A 15195-nucleotide genomic window follows, 5' to 3' on the forward strand; every position below is an offset into this window, starting at 1 on the left:
CATGGCCAATTCCGCCGCCATCCGCTCGCTTCCCGGCCGCGCCCGCGCCGCCGAGGCCGCCCCCGTGAAGTCCAATCCGCGTCTTCGCCTCGAGGCCGGGCGCCTGCTGCCCTGGCTGCTGCCGACCCTCGTCATCGTCGGCTGGCAGGCCGCTGCCTCCCTCGGGCTGGTCTCGACCCGTTTCATGCCCGCCCCCCTCGATGTCGCCGCCGCGGGCTGGCGCCTCGCGCTGACCGGCGAGCTGTTCGAGAACCTCTGGGTGAGCTTCGCCCGCGCGGCCTCCGGCTTCCTGATCGGCGGCGGCATCGGCCTGTTCTTCGGGCTCGCCAACGGGCTGTCGCGGCTGTCCGAGCGGCTCACCGACACCAGCTTGCAGATGGTGCGCAACGTGCCCCACCTGTCGCTGATCCCGCTCGTGATCCTGTGGTTCGGCATCGACGAGGAAGCCAAGCTCTTCCTCGTGGCGCTGGGCGTGTTCTTCCCGATCTACGCCAACACGCTGCACGGCATCCGCTCGGTCGATCCGCAGCTGATCGAGATGGGCCGGGTCTACGGCATGAACCGGCGCGAACTGTTCTGGCGCGTGGTGCTGCCGGGTGCGCTGCCCTCGATCTTCGTCGGCGTGCGCTACGCCCTCGGCATCATGTGGCTGACCCTGATCGTGGCCGAGACGATCTCGGCCAATTCCGGCCTCGGCTACATGGCGATGCAGGCCCGCGAGTTCATGCTGGTCGACGTCGTGGTGCTGGCGATCCTGATCTACGCGCTGCTGGGCAAGATCGCCGACAGCCTGACCCGCGCCCTGGAACGCGCCTGCCTGAGCTGGAACCCGGCCTACCGGAACACGTGAGGGGTCTTTTCGACCTCCCATCCATCCCACCCATTGCCCTCCTTCGAGGCCGCTTCGCGGCACCTCAGGATGAGGGGGAGAGTGGGATGCAGGAAGAAACCGAAACCTCGGAATCGAAAAAAATGACCGCCGCCCTCCGCCTCCCCGAGACACACGACCGCGGCCTCGCGATCCACGTGCGCGGCCTCTCGAAGTCGTTCGAGAACGGCCCCTCCGTCATCCGCGGTCTCGACCTCACGATTCCCGCCGGCCAATTCGTCGCCGTGGTCGGGCGCTCGGGCTGCGGCAAGAGCACCCTGCTGCGGCTGATCCTCGGCCTGGAAGAGCCGAGCGCCGGCCGCATCGCGCTGAACGGCAGCGAACAAACGAAAAGAATCATGTTCCAGGAGCCGCGGCTGCTGCCCTGGGCGCGGGTCGCCGACAACGTCGCCGTCGGGCTCTCGCGCGACATCGGCAAGGCCGACCGCAAGGCCCGCGCCCTCGACGTGCTGCGCGAGGTCGGCTTGTCCGAGAAAGCCGGGCAATGGCCCGCCACCCTGTCGGGCGGCCAGCGCCAGCGCGTGGCCCTCGCCCGCGCGCTGGTCAGCCGCCCGGCGCTGCTGGCGCTGGACGAGCCGCTCGGCGCGCTCGACGCGCTCACCCGCATCGAGATGCAGGCGATGATCGAGCGCATCTGGGAGGCCCAAGGCTTCACCGCGATCCTCGTCACCCACGATGTCGGCGAGGCGGTGGCGATGGCCGACCGCATCCTCGTGATCGAGGAGGGCGCCATCGCGCTCGATGTCGATGTGGACGTGCCGCGCCCCCGCCGCCGCGGCGACCCGGCGCTCGCCGAACTGGAGGGCCGCATCCTCGACCGGCTGCTGCGCAACGGCGCCTGATTTTTCGAGACTTTCTGGAGCGTATCCGATGAGCCTACCGAGCAACCCGCCCACCGACGGCAAGACCGATGTCCTATGGTTCCTGCCGACCCACGGCGACGGCCGCTATCTCGGCGCCTCCGAGGGCGCCCGCGACGTGTCGCTGCCCTACCTCCGCCAGATCGCGCAGGCCGCGGACGAACTCGGCTATTTCGGCGTGCTGCTGCCGACCGGGCGATCCTGCGAGGATTCCTGGGTGGTCGCCTCGGCGCTCGCACCCCTGACCCAGCGCCTGCGCTTCCTCGTCGCCGTGCGGCCGGGCCTGCAGGAGCCGTCCATGGCCGCCCGCATGGCCGCGACGCTCGACCGGATCTCGGACGGACGTCTCCTCATCAACGTCGTCACTGGCGGCGATCCGGTCGAGTTGAAGGGCGACGGCGTCTTCCTCGACCACGACGCGCGCTACGAGGTGACCGACGAGTTCCTGCACATCTGGCGCGGGCTGATGGCCGGCGAGACGGTGAACTTCGAGGGCAAGCATCTGCGCACCGAGGGCGGCCGGGTGATCTTCCGGCCCGTCCAGGCGCCCTATCCGCCGCTCTATTTCGGCGGCTCCTCGCCCGCCGGCATCGAGGTCGCGGCCGAGCATTGCGAGGTCTACCTCACCTGGGGCGAGCCCCCGGCCGGCGTCGCCGAGAAGCTGGCCCGCGCCCGCGAGGCCGCCGAGAAGAAGGGCAAGAAATTCTCCTACGGCATCCGCCTGCACGTCATCGTGCGCGAGACCGAGTCCGAGGCGTGGGCCGAGGCCGAAAAGCTGATCTCGCGGCTCGACGACACCACCATCGCCCAGGCGCAGGCCACCCTGAAGCGGCAGGATTCGGAAGGCCAGAAGCGGATGATGGCGCTGCACGGCGGCGACCGGAACAAGCTCGTGGTCTCGCCCAACCTCTGGGCCGGCGTCGGCCTCGTGCGCGGCGGCGCGGGCACGGCGCTCGTCGGCTCGGCCGATCAGGTGGCCGACCGGATGAAGGAATACATCGATCTCGGCATCGACCGCTTCATCCTCTCGGGCTACCCGCACCTGGAAGAAGCCTACCGCTTCGCCGAGCTGGTCTTCCCCAAGCTCCCCTTGCGCGCCACCACCGGCCGGGCGCCGAGCACGGCTCGCAACAACGGCCCGTTCGGCGAGGTCATCGCCAACGACATCGTCCCGACCCGCCGCGTCGGCGCGCATTGAGGAGGCGCGACATGCCCGCCCGCTCCCGCGCGCTCTCCCGAGCCCCCTTGGCGCCGACCCTCCTGCCGCGCCTCTGGCTCGCGCTCGCCGCCCTGATCTTCGCGAGCCTGACGCTCGCCGCCCACGCGGACGAGCGCGTGGTGCGGATCGGCTACCAGAAATACGGCACGCTGGTGCTGCTGAAGGGCCGCGGCAACCTCGAGCCGAAGCTCAAGGCGCTCGGCTACCGGGTGCAGTGGTCGGAGTTCCCCTCCGGCCCGCCGCTTCTGGAAGCGCTCAACGCGGGCGCGATCGATTTCGGCTCGGCGGGCGAGACCCCGCCGATCTTCGCCCAGGCGGCCTCCGATGCGCTCACCTACGTGGCGCACGAGCCGGCCGCGCCCAAGGGCGAGGCAATCCTCGTGCCCAAGGCGAGCCCGATCCAGTCGGTCGCCGACCTGCGGGGGAAGAAGGTCGCGCTCAACAAGGGCTCGAACGTTCATTACCTGCTGGTGCGGGCGCTCGAATCCGCCGGGCTCTCGCTCGCCGACATCACCCCGGTCTACCTCGCGCCTGCCGACGGCCGAGCCGCGTTCGAGCGCGGCGCGGTCGAAGCCTGGGTGATCTGGGACCCGTTCTTCGCCGCCGCCGAGGCCGGCGGCAACGCCCGCGTGCTCGCCGACGGCACCGGCCTCGTGCCGAACCACCAGTTCTACCTGTCGTCGCGCGAGTTTTCCGCCAGGAACGGCGCGGAGCTCGACGCGGTCGTGGCGGCGGTGGCCGAGGTCGATGCCTGGGCCAAGGACAACACCGACGCGGCGGCGAAGGAACTGTCGCCGTCGGTCGGCATCCCGGCGCCGATTCTCGCCGCCGCGCTCAAGCGCCAGACCTATGGCATCCGCCCCCTCGACGCCGCGGTGACCACCGAGCAGCAGCGCATCGCCGACACCTTCCACGGGCTCGGCCTGGTCCCGAAGGCGATCGACATCGCCGGCGCCGTGCGCAAGCCGGGAAGCTAACGCTTCTCCTTCATCCCACCCAACCCCCTCATCCTGAGGTGCCGAAGCGGAGCGGAGGCCTCGAAGGAGGGCTCCAGCCCGCCGCGCGATCCCTGGAGCCCTCCTTCGAGGCTGCTGCGCAGCACCTCAGGATGAGGGGATTGGGTGGGACGAGCCAAAAACCCGACCCTCGCGTCACCCTGACCGGTAGCCCTCCGTGATCCGCTCCCTCCTCGCCGCCCTCGCGCTCCTCACCGCCGGCCTCGCGCCAGTTGCGGCGCAAGACCCGTCCACCCTGCGCATCGGCTACCAGCGCTCCTCCACCCTGATCGCGCTGCTGCGCGAGGACCGCGCCCTGGAAACCGCACTCAAGCCCCTCAACGTCGAGGTCTCCTGGCACGAATTCACCAGCGGTCTGCCGATCATGGAGGCGCTGAACGTCGGGCGCATCGACGTGTCGGCCGATGTCGCCGACACCGTGCCGGTCTTCGCGCAGGGGGCGAACGCCAGGATCACCTACTTCGCGCAGGAAGCCGCCTCGCCGACCGCGCAGGCGATCCTGGTGCCGGGCGATTCCCCGCTGAAATCGGTGGCGGACCTCAAGGGCCGCAAGGTCGCGGTCACCAAGGGCGCGGGCAGCCATTACCTACTGCTCGCCGCGCTCAAGGCCGAGGGGCTGCCGTTCAAGAGCATCGTTCCGGCCTACCTGACGCCCGCCGACGGGCGCAGCGCGCTCGCCGGCGGCAGCGTCGAGGCCTGGGTGGCCTGGGATCCGTTCCTGTCGGCGGCCGAGGTCCAGGCCGGCGCCCGCGTCCTGAAGGACGGCACCGGCCTGTCGGACTACAAGCGCTACTATCTCGCCTCCGACGACTACGCCGCGAAACGCGCCGACGTGCTGGCCCTGCTGTTCGGCAAGCTCAAGGAGACCGGCGCCTGGGTGAAGGCCAACCCGGAGGCCGCCGCCGAGCGGCTCGCCGCCCTGTGGAAGATCGACGCGCCGGTGGTCCTCAAGGCCAACGCGCGCCGCACCTACCGCGTCGAGCCGGTGACCCGCGACGGGCTGTCCGAGCAGCAGACCATCGCCGACGCCTTCCGGGCCGAGGGGCTGCTGCCGCGGGCCGTCGATGCCGCGGCGCTCCCGGTCTGGGCCCCGCCGACCCGCTGAACGGAAAAAGAGAATCGCGGAAGGATTCTTTGGACATGACCCGGGCAAGCCTGCCGCCCGTCGCCGTGATCGGCGCCGGGTTCAGCGGCACGATGGCCGCGCTGCAACTGCTCTCCGTCCTGCCACCGGAGCGGCCGGTGCTGCTGTGCGAGCGCGCCGGCAGCTTCGGGCGGGGGCTCGCCTACGGCACCGGCAACCCGGCGCATCTGCTCAATCTGCGCACCTCGAACATGAGCGCCTTCCCGGACCGGCCGGGGCATTTCGAGGACTGGCTCGGCCGTCTCGGGCAGGAGGAGGCCGAGAGCATCCGCGCGACATCGGCCGGTACCTTCGCGGCGCGCGGCCTCTACGGGCGCTACCTCACCGAACTGCTGGCCCAAACCGTCACTGGCCGGGAAGCGGGCCGCCTGCGGCTCCTGCCCGACGCCGTGACCGATCTCGAACCGCGCGGCCAAAACTTCCGTCTCCACACCGAGGGCGGCCAGAGCCATGCGGTGGCAGGCGCCGTGCTCGCCATGGGCAACCTCGCGGCCGCGCCCGCCCGCAGCCGCCACAGCCTCGATCCGTGGGACGCCGAGCATTTCGGCCGCCTGCATCCGCACGCCCCCGTGCTGATCCTCGGCACCGGGCTCACCATGCTCGACGCGGTGGCGAGCCTGCGCGCCCACGGTTTCGAGGGCGCGATCCTGGCGCTCTCCCGGCGCGGCCTGCTGCCGAACGCCCATGCCCCGGCCGCCCTCTGGCCGACACCGAACCTCACCTCGGCCGAGTTCGCCTCGCTGCCGCGGCTCCTCGCCCGCATCCGGGCGGAGGTGGCGCGGGCAAACGCCCATGAAATCGGGTGGCACGGAGTCATCGACGCCCTGCGCCCGCTCACCGATACGATCTGGCGCAGCCTGCCGCCGCCGGAGCGCCGCCGCTTCCTGCGCCATCTGCGCCCGTTCTGGGACGTGCATCGCCACCGCACCGCCCCGCCCGCGGCCGAGACGATCCGCGACGAGATCGCCCGCGGCGCCCTGACGGTGCGGGCCGGGCGCCTGCTCGACGTGGCGGACGAGTCGGCGCAGGCCGTGGTGACCCTGCGCCTGCGCGGGGCCGCTTCGCCCGAGCGTCTCGGCGTGCAGGCGATGATCGACGCCACCGGCTTCGGCCATCTGACCCAGAGCCGCGACCCGCTGCTGCGCCGCCTGATGGAGCGCGGCCTCGTGCGCCCCGAACCCTTCGGCCTCGGCCTCGACGCCGGCCCCGACTACCGGGCGCGCGGCACGCAGCCCGGCCGCCCGCTCTGGCTCCTCGGCCCGCTCCTGCGCGGGGTGCTGTGGGAATGCACGGCGGTGCCCGACATCCGCAACGAGGCGGCGGAGCTGGCCAGCGTGATCGCGACGGATCTGGAGCGGGCGGTGGCGGCGTAAAAACCGTTTCCGATCGGACGTTCGGGCGAAGCCGCATCCCCTCGCCCCGCACGCGGGGAGAGGGCTTCATGCCCCCTTGCCGGGGCATGAAGCGAGCCGTCAGGCGAAGGTGAGGGGGACTCGACGGAAGAGGCTCATTCGGAATCGCCCCCGCACGCCTCGGCTGCGGCCTTGTCGCGCCGACGACGAGGTCGTCGCGACCCTCTCCCCGCACGGCGGGGAGAGGGGATGCGCGGGGGCCGAGTGTGAGTCCGAGAAATTACTTCCGCGCCAGCGAATCCAACCGCGCCTGCATCTCGGCCATCTGCTTCTTCAACTCGTCGAGATCGCCGCCGCTCGACACCGGCGCGGGGGGCGAAGCCGGCGGGGTCGGGGCCGGCGGAGCGGGGGGGCCGAAGCCGCCGGTGAACATCTTCATGGCGTCGCCGAAGAAGGTCATGTTGGCCCGCACCTGCTCCTGCACCGCCTGCTGGAAGGCGGAGGGGCCGAAGCTCTGGGCCAGCTTCTCGCGCAGGCCGTCCTGATCCTTGGCGAAGTTCGCCATGGAGAATTCGAGGAAGCTCGGCACCATGGTCCGCATGCTGTCGCCGTAGAAGCGAATCAGCTGGCGCAGGAACGCCACCGGCAACAGGTTGTCGTCGCCGGCCTTGTTCTCCTGCTCGAAGATGATCTGCGTCAGCACCGAGCGGGTGATGTCGTCGCCCGAGCGCGCGTCGTAGACGAGGAAGTCCTCGCCGTTCTGCACCATCGTGGCGAGATCTTCGAGGGTGACGTAGGTCGAGGTGCCGGTGTGGTAGAGCCGCCGGTTGGCGTATTTCTTGATGACGGTCTGGTGCGCCCTGCCGCTCTCGGCCATCGCTGAGACGCCTCCCGCTTCGCTCATGAGTCCGCGCAAAGCTCACCGCTCCGCTTCGAGATTGTCGGCCGCCCGCGCGCGGGCAGGCTTTTGGTTCGTCCGATACCGACCTTAAGGCACTCGCCGGGCGGCGAAAACAGCAATTTATCTCTTGTCCCGCAGTTTCCGGCCACGCTCCACCCACTTCTGCGCGACGATCAGCCAGGGTTGTCCGCGCGCCGGCTTGACTTCGGGGGTCTCGCGCTCTTCATCCGGTGACACGGCAGGCCGCGCGCCGGACGCTTCCCGTCCTCATGATCGCGCCGCCGGAACGAGGAGAACGCACGATGGCAGCCAGCGAAGAGATCGTCATTGTCGGGGCGGCGCGCACGCCGGTCGGTTCGTTCGCGGGCGCCTTCGGCAGCGTGCCGGCCCACGAACTCGGCGCGGTGGCGATCAAGGCCGCCCTGGAGCGCGCCGGCGTCTCGCCCGACGACGTGGACGAGGTGATCTTCGGCCAGGTGCTCACTGCCGCCGCCGGCCAGAACCCGGCCCGTCAGGCCGCCATCGCAGCGGGCATCCCCGAGAAGGCGACCGCCTGGGGCCTCAACCAAGTGTGCGGCTCAGGCCTACGCACCGTCGCGGTCGGCATGCAGCAGATCGCCAACGGCGACGCCACCGTCATCGTCGCGGGCGGCCAGGAATCGATGTCGCTCTCCCCCCACGCGCAGTACCTGCGCGGCGGCCAGAAGATGGGCGACCTCAAGCTCGTCGACACCATGATCAAGGACGGCCTGTGGGACGCCTTCAACGGCTACCACATGGGCCAGACCGCCGAGAATGTGGCCCAGGCCTTCCAGCTCACCCGCGAGCAGCAGGATCAGTTCGCGGTCCGCTCGCAGAACAAGGCCGAGGCCGCCCGCAAGGAAGGCCGCTTCAAGGAGGAGATCGTCCCGGTCACGGTGAAGGGCCGCAAGGGCGACACCATCGTCGACACCGACGAGTACATCCGCGACGGCGCCACCGTCGAGGCGATGGCCAAGCTCAAGCCCGCCTTCGCCAAGGACGGCACGGTCACCGCCGCCAACGCCTCGGGCCTCAACGACGGTGCCGCGGCGCTCGTGCTGATGTCGGCCTCCGAGGCCGAGAAGCGCGGGATCAAGCCGCTCGCCCGGATCGTCTCGTGGGCGACCGCGGGCGTCGATCCGAAGGTGATGGGCACCGGCCCGATCCCGGCCTCGCGCAAGGCTCTCGAGAAGGCCGGCTGGAAGCCGTCCGACCTCGACCTGATCGAGGCCAACGAGGCCTTCGCGGCTCAGGCGCTCGCGGTCAACAAGGACATGGGCTGGGACGACGAGAAGGTGAACGTCAACGGCGGCGCCATCGCCATCGGCCACCCGATCGGTGCCTCGGGCGCCCGCGTCCTCATCACCCTGCTGCACGAGCTGAAGCGCCGCGACGGCAAGAAGGGTCTCGCCACCCTCTGCATCGGCGGCGGCATGGGCGTCGCCATGTGCGTCGAGCGCGTCTGAATCGGCTCCGGGAGGGCTTCACAGCCCTCCCACGCCAAAGAAAATTTGCGCAAATCCGCTTTGACCGCAGCGGAAATTTAAATGGCGTGCCGCTCCCGGTAGGGCCGGGTTAGAAGCACCGCCACGGTCAGATCAAAACTTCGATCAGAACACGGCCCAACACACGGAGGAAACCATGGCTCAGGAACGCGTCGCCCTCGTCACGGGCGGAACGCGCGGCATCGGCGCCGCCATCTCCAAGCGCCTGAAGGAAAAGGGCTACAAGGTCGCCGCCAATTACGGCGGCAACGACGAGGCCGCCAACGCCTTCAAGGCCGAGACCGGCATCCCGGTGTTCAAGTTCGACGTCGGCGATCTGGCGAGCTGCGAGGCCGGCATCAAGGCGATCGAGGCCGAGGTCGGCCCGATCGACATCCTCGTCAACAACGCCGGCATCACCCGCGACGGCGCCTTCCACAAGATGACCTTCGAGAAGTGGCAGGCGGTCATCAAGACCAACCTCGACTCGATGTTCACCTGCACCCGTCCGCTGATCGAGGGCATGCGCTCGCGCGGCTTCGGTCGCGTCATCATAATCTCGTCGATCAACGGCCAGAAGGGTCAGGCCGGCCAGACCAACTACTCCGCCGCAAAGGCCGGCGTGATCGGCTTCGCCAAGGCGCTGGCGCAGGAGAGCGCCTCCAAGGGCATCACCGTGAACGTGATCGCGCCGGGCTACATCGCCACCGAGATGGTGATGGCCGTGCCGGAGGACATCCGCAACAAGATCATTGCGACGATCCCCACGGGCCGCCTCGGCGAGGCCGACGAGATCGCCCACGCGGTCGAGTACCTGGCGGCGGACGAGGCCGGCTTCGTCAACGGCTCGACCATCACCATCAACGGCGGTCAGCACTTCGTCTGATCGACCGACTTCTCCATCGGCGATGCTTCATCGCCGATGGCCCCCGCGACGGCGGGGCGGCAGGCACCCGCCGGGCGTACGGAACCGGACCAACGGGCCTTCTCCGTACGACGTGATGAAGACACGATCCCGCGAGCGAGAGCCGCCGGCCCGGAGACGGGCCGGCGGCTCTCGCGCATTCTAGTCACCTGATCGGCCGGGAGGATTCGGAAATCCGGACGGCCCCGACCCGGCAAACTCTCTGGATACGATATGGAAAATGTCGCATTCGCTCGTGCGGCGCGCGTGCTACTGGTACCGCTGAACCATAACCGCTGGTATCCGCTCGACCATGCTCTCGCCTCGATGACCCGCCCGTGCTGCGTCTCGCGCTGATCCTCCGGCGCAACCTGCCGCGCCTGGCGGGCTTCGCGACCGTTCCGCTGATCCGCATCCTGTTCTGGTTCGCCCGCGCGCTGGGCACCGACCGAGCGAGCGACCTCGGCGGCCGGCTCGCCCGCACCCTCGGGCCGCGCCTGCCCTCGCACCGAACCGCGATGGACAATCTTCGCGCCGCCTATCCGGACAGAGACGAGGCGCAACTGCAGGCGATCGCCGGGGAGGCCTGGGACAATCTCGGCCGCACCGGTGCCGAATACGCCCATCTCGACACGATCTTCGACCACAATCCCGCCGACCCGGCGAGCCAGCGCATGGAGGTGCGCGGGGCCGAGCATTTCGAGGCGATTCGCGACGACGGCAAGCCGGGGCTCATCTTCTCCGCGCATCTCGCCAACTGGGAGTTGCCGGCGATCTGCGCGGAAAAATTCGGGCTGGAGACGACGGCGGTGTTTCGCCCGCCGAACAACCCGGCCGCCGCGCAACTGGTGCAGGAGGTGCGCCGCAAGACCATGGGCGGCTTGGCCGCCTCCGGCCCCGGTGCGGTCTTCGCCATGCAGGGCGCAGTGGAGCGGGGCGGGCATCTCGGCCAGCTCATCGACCAGCACTTCACCCGCGGCGTGGTGGTGCGCTTCTTCGACCGGCCGGCGCTGGTCAACCCGCTGCTCGGCAAGCTCGCCCGCCATCACGATTGCCCGGTCCACGGCGCGCGGGTGGTGCGCAAGCCCGGCGGGCGCTTCCTGCTCGAACTGACCCCGGCCCTCGACCTGCCCCGCGGCCCGGACGGGCTGATCGACGTGCAGGGCGCGATGCAGGCGATGACCGCGGTGATCGAAGGATGGGTGCGCGAGAACCCAGGCCAGTGGCTGTGGATGCACCGCCGCTGGCGTCCGTCGATGCTGCCGAAAGGGGCCACGACAGTTACAGTGGCACCGAACCCCGTCGCGGCTCCGAGCCCGGCGGCCAACGCCACCGAGCCCGCCCTCGACGGCGCGCGGAGCCGCTGATGCGGCGCGCGCGGGCAGTCCTGCTGACGCTGCTCGCGCTCCCCGTCCGTTCTGCGCTCGCCCACCCCGAGCCCGCGCCGCCGGTGCGGGCGGTGGTCGAGATGTTCACGAGCCAGGGCTGCTCCGCCTGCCTCACCGCCGACCGCTTGGCCGGCGAGTTCAGCCGCGAGCCGGGCCTGCTCGCGCTCACCGTGCCGGTGACCTACTGGGACTATCTCGGCTGGAAGGACACGCTGGCCGAACACGCCTTCGACGAGCGCCAGCGCGCCTACGCGGTCCAGAACCGCTATCATCAACTCGCCACGCCGCAGGCGGTGGTGAGCGGCCGCGAGCTGATCCCCGGCTCCGACCGGGGCCGGCTCTCCCGCCTCGTCGCCGAATCCGGGCCGCTGCCGGTGCAGGTGAAGGTGTGCGAGCGCAACGAGCGCATCGTCATCGACATCGAGGCCGACGCCGCCGCGCGCCCGGCGGAGATCTGGCTGGTGCCGGTCGCCCGCAGCCGCCCGGTGGTGATCGGCCGCGGCGCCAACGAGGGCCGCGTCGCCGTCTATGCCAACGTCGTGCGCGGCTTCCACTGGGTCGGCACCTGGACCGGCGCCGCGGCCCGGTTCGAGCTGTCCCGCGCCGCGGCCCTGATCAACGGCGCCGACGGCTACGCCGTGCTGCTGCAGGCTACCGGAACGAACCGGCCCGGGCGGATTCTCGGGGCGGCCAAGGGGCCGGGCTTGTAAGGCTTCACCCCGTCTGCTCGGCGAGCCGGCGGCGCAGCAGCGTCGAGGAGATGCCCGGCGTGTAGGGAATCTCGGCCCGCATCGTCTCGGGCAGGTCGGCGCAATCGGCGCGCTTCACCGCGAGTTCGGCGGCATCCGCCCCGCCATAGGCGTAGAGGTCGTGGCCGAACCGCGCCAGGAAGGCACGGTCGATCACCTTGGGGCCGTCGATCACCACCGCATCGACATGGCGGCAGGCCGCGACCATCTCGGCGCGCTCCTCCAGGGTCAGCAGCGGCGGGCGCCCCTTGTAGGCCGCCACCCTGGCATCGGGCACGACGCAGACCGTGAGCCGATCGCCCAAGGCCCGTGCGGCGGCGAAGAAACGGACATGGCCGGGATGAAAGATGTCGACCACGACCTTGGCGTAGACCGAAGTCGTCATCGTCCGTTCCCCTGGCGCGTCTCGCGCAAGATCCGCTCGGCGGCAGCCCCCACCCGGTCGAGGGCATGGCCGTCGGCGCGCTCGCCGAACAGGTCGGCGCGCCGCTCCAGCCGCGCCGGCTCGTCGCGCTCCGGGTCGGCGAGCGCCGTCAGGACCGCGGTCGCCAGTTCGCCGGCGAACTCGACTTGGGTCCCGATGTCGCGCCAGCGCCACTCGATGCCGTCGGGGTCGTAGCAATCGGGCGTCGCGAACCGCTCGGGATTGTCGATCAGCACGATCGGGCGGTTGAGGGCGAGAAAGTGGAAGATCGCCGAGGAAGCGTCGGAGACCAGCAGGTCGGCCCCGAGCAGGGCCGGGATCAGGTCGGCCTCGGGCGGATGCACGATCACGTTGGGATGGTCCCTGGCGCAGTCGCGCCACGTGTCGATCCACTCGGGCGCCGCCACCGCGATGTGGGGATGGGGCTTGATGACGATGCCGACCTCGTCCTCAGTGCCGCGCATCAGCGGCACAAGCGCGTCGCCGAGCATCGGCGCGGAGGAGAGCGAGGGGTTCCAGGTCGGCGCGTAGACGAGGCTGGCCGTGCAGCCCGGAACCCGGACGCCGTCGCGACCGGACGCGCCGGCAAACAGCGGATCGGCCTGGATCAGCCCGGTCGGGAGGAAGCCGCGGCGCGGCACGTGGCCCCGCGCGGTGAGGCGCGCGGCCGCCGCCTCGCTGGCGACGCAGACGTAATCGGCCGCGCCGTAGGTCTGGCCCGGCACGTTCTTGCTGATGAGGCCGTGGCCGACATGCAGGATCAGGGCGTCGGGGAGGCGTGCGCGCAGATGCACCGCGGTGCCGGCATCGGCCACGACGACGAGGTCCGGGACGCGTTCTTTCTGCCAGGAGCCGTCGTCCCAGGCGGCCTCGAACGCCGCCATGGTGAGGCGGACCACCGCGTTGTCGGCACCGAGGCGGTCGGCGAGCGGGTCGAGGATCGGGGCGTGCCATCGGTATTGATGGATCACCAGAACAAAGGACCGGTCGGACGTCATGAACTCGCGGCGCTGCGGGGAAGGGGGCCGTTCCTACGCGAAAGGCACCGCCGCGCGAAAGGGCGATCGCGTCAGACCCACTCGCCCTTGCGCATCACCGGCACGGCTTCACCGTCGGAGGTGAGGCCGTCGACGTCGATGTCGGCCGAACCGATCATCCAGTCGATGTGGATCAGGCTGCGGTTGGCGCCGCGCTCGGACAGCTCGGCCTCGCTCAGGCCCTCGCCGCCGTTGCGAAAGCATTTGGAATAGGCCTGTCCCAGCGCGATGTGGCTGGCGGCGTTCTCGTCGTAGAGGGTGTTGTAGAACAAGAGTCCCGAGGCAGAGATCGCGGAAGACGCCGGCACCAGGGCGACCTCGCCGAGGCGTGCGGCGCCCTCGTCGGTCTCCAGCACCTTGGCGAGCACGTCGGCGCCGGTGCGGGCGGTGGCCTCGACGATGCGCCCTTCCGCGAAGCGCACGCGGATGCCGTCGATCAGGGTGCCCTGATAGGACAGGGGCTTGGTGCTGGTGACGATCCCCTCCACCCGGTCCTTGTGCGGGGTGGTGAAGACCTCCTCGGTCGGGATGTTGGCGTTGCAGACGATGCCGTTCTTGGCGGTCGTCGCGCCGCCGCACCATTCGTGGTCGTCGGCGAGCCCCACCGTCAGGTTGGTGCCGGGGCCGGTGAAGCGGAGCGCGGAGAAGCGCGAAGCATTGAGCCGCTCGGTGCGGGCGCGGAGATCCGCGTTGTGCGACTCCCAAGCCGAGACCGGGTCCGGCCCGTCGATGCGCGAGGCGGCGAACACCGCGTCCCAGAGACGCGCCAGCGCCTCGTCCTCGGGCAGGTCGGGGAAGACGGTGCGGGCCCAGGGCTTGGTCGCCGCCGAGACGATGGTCCAATTGGTGGAGAAACCCGCAATCAGTTCCAGCGCCGGCACGTAGGCGCGGGAGCGCGCCCGGTTGGCGCGGGCGACCTTGGCGGGGTCCTGGCCGGCGAGCAGCGAGGGGTTGTCGCCGGAGATGGCGAGCCGCGCGGCGCCGCTGCGGTAGGCGTCGGCCATGCCCGAATAGAGCCAGCCCGCGGCGTGGTCGAACGCCTCGTCGGAGGCGTGGGCGAAGCGCGCGAGCGTCGCGGCGTCGTCGGCGTAGAAGGTGGTGACCAGCGAGGCGCCGGCCCGGTAGGCGTGCTCGGTGATGGCGCGGGCGAGCGGCACCGCATCGAGGGGCGCCGTCATCACCAGTTCCTGGCCGGGCTTCAGCCCGAGGCCGACCCGAACCGCGACCTCGGCCAGCCTGTCGAGGCGCTCAGGGAAGGCGGGGAGAGGGGTGGCGGTCATCGTGGAGCCTTCCTTGCGGGTCGTCCCGATGCGCGCCGGCCCTCTCAAGCCGTGTCAGGCGGCGCGCGACCACGTGATCTCGCCCAGATTCTCCCGGAAGGCAAAGCGCAGGAGATGGTCGGAGACCACATTCTCCAACCGCGTCAGGGCAGCGGGGTCGGGGGTGGCGACGCGCATCAGCAGGGCGTCGGCGCTCGCCTCGAAGGTGCAGATGCGATCTTCGCCGAAGGGCACGCGGCCGTGGTCCTCGCTCGTCTCCACGGGGAACTTGTGGCTCCAGTGCCGGCAGAGCTGCTGCAGGTAGCGGCTCGCTTCCGCGGTCGGGACACGGGCCTGGGAGGTGGGCATGTCGATCTCCTTTCGGAATTTTTTCAGGTCTACCGAATCGCTGGCGCGAGGCGCCGGGCTGTCCGATGCGCCGCAGCGCAGCATGGGGATGAGGTAGGTGTGCCATGCGACGAAACCGAGGCGGGAAATCCCGCCGAGCCTCGCCGTTTCAGGCGATTGTCGGGCCGCAATGGTTAACG

The 15195-nt window shown here is 70.4% G+C and carries 15 protein-coding genes; 10 read left to right on the forward strand and 5 right to left on the reverse strand.

Annotated elements, in window-relative coordinates; all coding sequences use genetic code 11:
• Position 1 precedes the first annotated feature (1 nt).
• The 6 genes from ssuC to ASG52_RS17940 all read left to right on the forward strand — a co-directional run bounded on the left by ssuC (position 2) and on the right by ASG52_RS17940 (position 6501).
• Complete coding sequence (gene ssuC, locus ASG52_RS17915; RefSeq protein ID WP_056246227.1) at positions 2-850, forward strand: aliphatic sulfonate ABC transporter permease SsuC; 849 nt, start codon at positions 2-4, stop codon at positions 848-850.
• Between the two features lie 122 nt (positions 851-972).
• Positions 973-1731, forward strand: coding sequence for an ATP-binding cassette domain-containing protein (locus ASG52_RS17920; RefSeq protein ID WP_056246589.1), 759 nt, complete (start codon positions 973-975; stop codon positions 1729-1731).
• Between the two features lie 28 nt (positions 1732-1759).
• Positions 1760-2947 (forward strand): FMNH2-dependent alkanesulfonate monooxygenase, encoded by a 1188-nt coding sequence (gene ssuD / locus ASG52_RS17925; protein WP_056246230.1) that lies wholly within the window; start codon positions 1760-1762, stop codon positions 2945-2947.
• An 11-nt stretch (positions 2948-2958) separates the two neighbouring features.
• Positions 2959-3945: a sulfonate ABC transporter substrate-binding protein gene (locus tag ASG52_RS17930; protein WP_056246233.1), complete on the forward strand. Its 987-nt coding sequence runs from the start codon at positions 2959-2961 to the stop codon at positions 3943-3945.
• Positions 3946-4141: 196 nt separating this feature from the next.
• Positions 4142-5089 (forward strand): aliphatic sulfonate ABC transporter substrate-binding protein, encoded by a 948-nt coding sequence (locus ASG52_RS17935; RefSeq protein ID WP_056246235.1) that lies wholly within the window; start codon positions 4142-4144, stop codon positions 5087-5089.
• A gap of 35 nt (positions 5090-5124) precedes the next feature.
• Positions 5125-6501, forward strand: a complete 1377-nt coding sequence (locus ASG52_RS17940; RefSeq protein WP_056246240.1) for an FAD/NAD(P)-binding protein — start codon at positions 5125-5127, stop codon at positions 6499-6501.
• A 259-nt stretch (positions 6502-6760) separates the two neighbouring features.
• On the opposite strand, the gene phaR is transcribed toward ASG52_RS17940, so the two are convergent.
• Positions 6761-7357 (reverse strand): polyhydroxyalkanoate synthesis repressor PhaR, encoded by a 597-nt coding sequence (gene phaR / locus ASG52_RS17945; RefSeq protein WP_056246243.1) that lies wholly within the window; start codon positions 7355-7357, stop codon positions 6761-6763.
• Between the two features lie 326 nt (positions 7358-7683).
• Between phaR and ASG52_RS17950 the strand changes: the two genes are divergently transcribed.
• The 4 genes from ASG52_RS17950 (at position 7684) to ASG52_RS17965 (ending at position 11888) form a co-directional block, all read left to right on the forward strand.
• Entirely contained in the window at positions 7684-8868 is a 1185-nt protein-coding gene (locus tag ASG52_RS17950; protein ID WP_056246252.1) for an acetyl-CoA C-acetyltransferase, read from the forward strand.
• Between the two features lie 175 nt (positions 8869-9043).
• The gene (gene phbB / locus ASG52_RS17955; protein ID WP_056246255.1) at positions 9044-9772 is read left to right on the forward strand and encodes an acetoacetyl-CoA reductase; all 729 of its coding nucleotides are present in this window, start codon (positions 9044-9046) and stop codon (positions 9770-9772) included.
• 356 nt (positions 9773-10128) lie between these two features.
• The gene (locus ASG52_RS17960; RefSeq protein WP_056246257.1) at positions 10129-11157 is read left to right on the forward strand and encodes a lipid A biosynthesis lauroyl acyltransferase; all 1029 of its coding nucleotides are present in this window, start codon (positions 10129-10131) and stop codon (positions 11155-11157) included.
• Positions 11157-11888, forward strand: a complete 732-nt coding sequence (locus ASG52_RS17965; RefSeq protein ID WP_056246260.1) for a DUF1223 domain-containing protein — start codon at positions 11157-11159, stop codon at positions 11886-11888. Before ASG52_RS17960 ends, ASG52_RS17965 begins: the two co-directional genes overlap by 1 nt.
• Before the next feature lie 4 nt (positions 11889-11892).
• On the opposite strand, the gene ASG52_RS17970 is transcribed toward ASG52_RS17965, so the two are convergent.
• The 4 genes from ASG52_RS17970 to ASG52_RS17985 form a co-directional block, all read right to left on the reverse strand.
• Positions 11893-12312, reverse strand: a complete 420-nt coding sequence (locus tag ASG52_RS17970) for an FAD synthase family protein (RefSeq protein WP_056246264.1) — start codon at positions 12310-12312, stop codon at positions 11893-11895.
• Positions 12309-13322, reverse strand: coding sequence for a CDP-glycerol glycerophosphotransferase family protein (locus tag ASG52_RS17975; RefSeq protein ID WP_162250012.1), 1014 nt, complete (start codon positions 13320-13322; stop codon positions 12309-12311). The genes ASG52_RS17970 and ASG52_RS17975 overlap by 4 nt, the downstream gene beginning before the upstream one ends.
• A gap of 98 nt (positions 13323-13420) precedes the next feature.
• Positions 13421-14668 carry an aminopeptidase gene (locus ASG52_RS17980; protein ID WP_056246270.1) on the reverse strand — a complete coding sequence of 416 codons (1248 nt, stop codon included), beginning with the start codon at positions 14666-14668 and terminating at the stop codon, positions 13421-13423.
• 54 nt (positions 14669-14722) lie between these two features.
• Positions 14723-15016 (reverse strand): DUF2218 domain-containing protein, encoded by a 294-nt coding sequence (locus tag ASG52_RS17985; protein WP_056246593.1) that lies wholly within the window; start codon positions 15014-15016, stop codon positions 14723-14725.
• Between the last annotated feature and the right edge of the window lie 179 nt (positions 15017-15195).

The sequence above is a fragment of the Methylobacterium sp. Leaf456 genome (genome assembly GCF_001425465.1).
Classification (GTDB): Bacteria; Pseudomonadota; Alphaproteobacteria; order Rhizobiales; family Beijerinckiaceae; genus Methylobacterium.

Bases quoted from the DNA above. Each gene is read 5' to 3' on its own strand.
- ASG52_RS17930 (WP_056246233.1), top strand. From the start codon at position 2,959: ATGCCCGCCCGCTCCCGCGCGCTCTCCCGAGCCCCCTTGGCGCCGACC.
- ASG52_RS17980 (WP_056246270.1), bottom strand. From the start codon at position 14,668: ATGACCGCCACCCCTCTCCCCGCCTTCCCTGAGCGCCTCGACAGGCTG.
- ssuD (WP_056246230.1), top strand. From the start codon at position 1,760: ATGAGCCTACCGAGCAACCCGCCCACCGACGGCAAGACCGATGTCCTA.
- phaR (WP_056246243.1), bottom strand. From the start codon at position 7,357: ATGGCCGAGAGCGGCAGGGCGCACCAGACCGTCATCAAGAAATACGCC.
- ssuC (WP_056246227.1), top strand. From the start codon at position 2: ATGGCCAATTCCGCCGCCATCCGCTCGCTTCCCGGCCGCGCCCGCGCC.
- ASG52_RS17985 (WP_056246593.1), bottom strand. From the start codon at position 15,016: ATGCCCACCTCCCAGGCCCGTGTCCCGACCGCGGAAGCGAGCCGCTAC.
- ASG52_RS17920 (WP_056246589.1), top strand. From the start codon at position 973: ATGACCGCCGCCCTCCGCCTCCCCGAGACACACGACCGCGGCCTCGCG.
- ASG52_RS17970 (WP_056246264.1), bottom strand. From the start codon at position 12,312: ATGACGACTTCGGTCTACGCCAAGGTCGTGGTCGACATCTTTCATCCC.
- ASG52_RS17940 (WP_056246240.1), top strand. From the start codon at position 5,125: ATGACCCGGGCAAGCCTGCCGCCCGTCGCCGTGATCGGCGCCGGGTTC.
- ASG52_RS17965 (WP_056246260.1), top strand. From the start codon at position 11,157: ATGCGGCGCGCGCGGGCAGTCCTGCTGACGCTGCTCGCGCTCCCCGTC.
- ASG52_RS17950 (WP_056246252.1), top strand. From the start codon at position 7,684: ATGGCAGCCAGCGAAGAGATCGTCATTGTCGGGGCGGCGCGCACGCCG.
- phbB (WP_056246255.1), top strand. From the start codon at position 9,044: ATGGCTCAGGAACGCGTCGCCCTCGTCACGGGCGGAACGCGCGGCATC.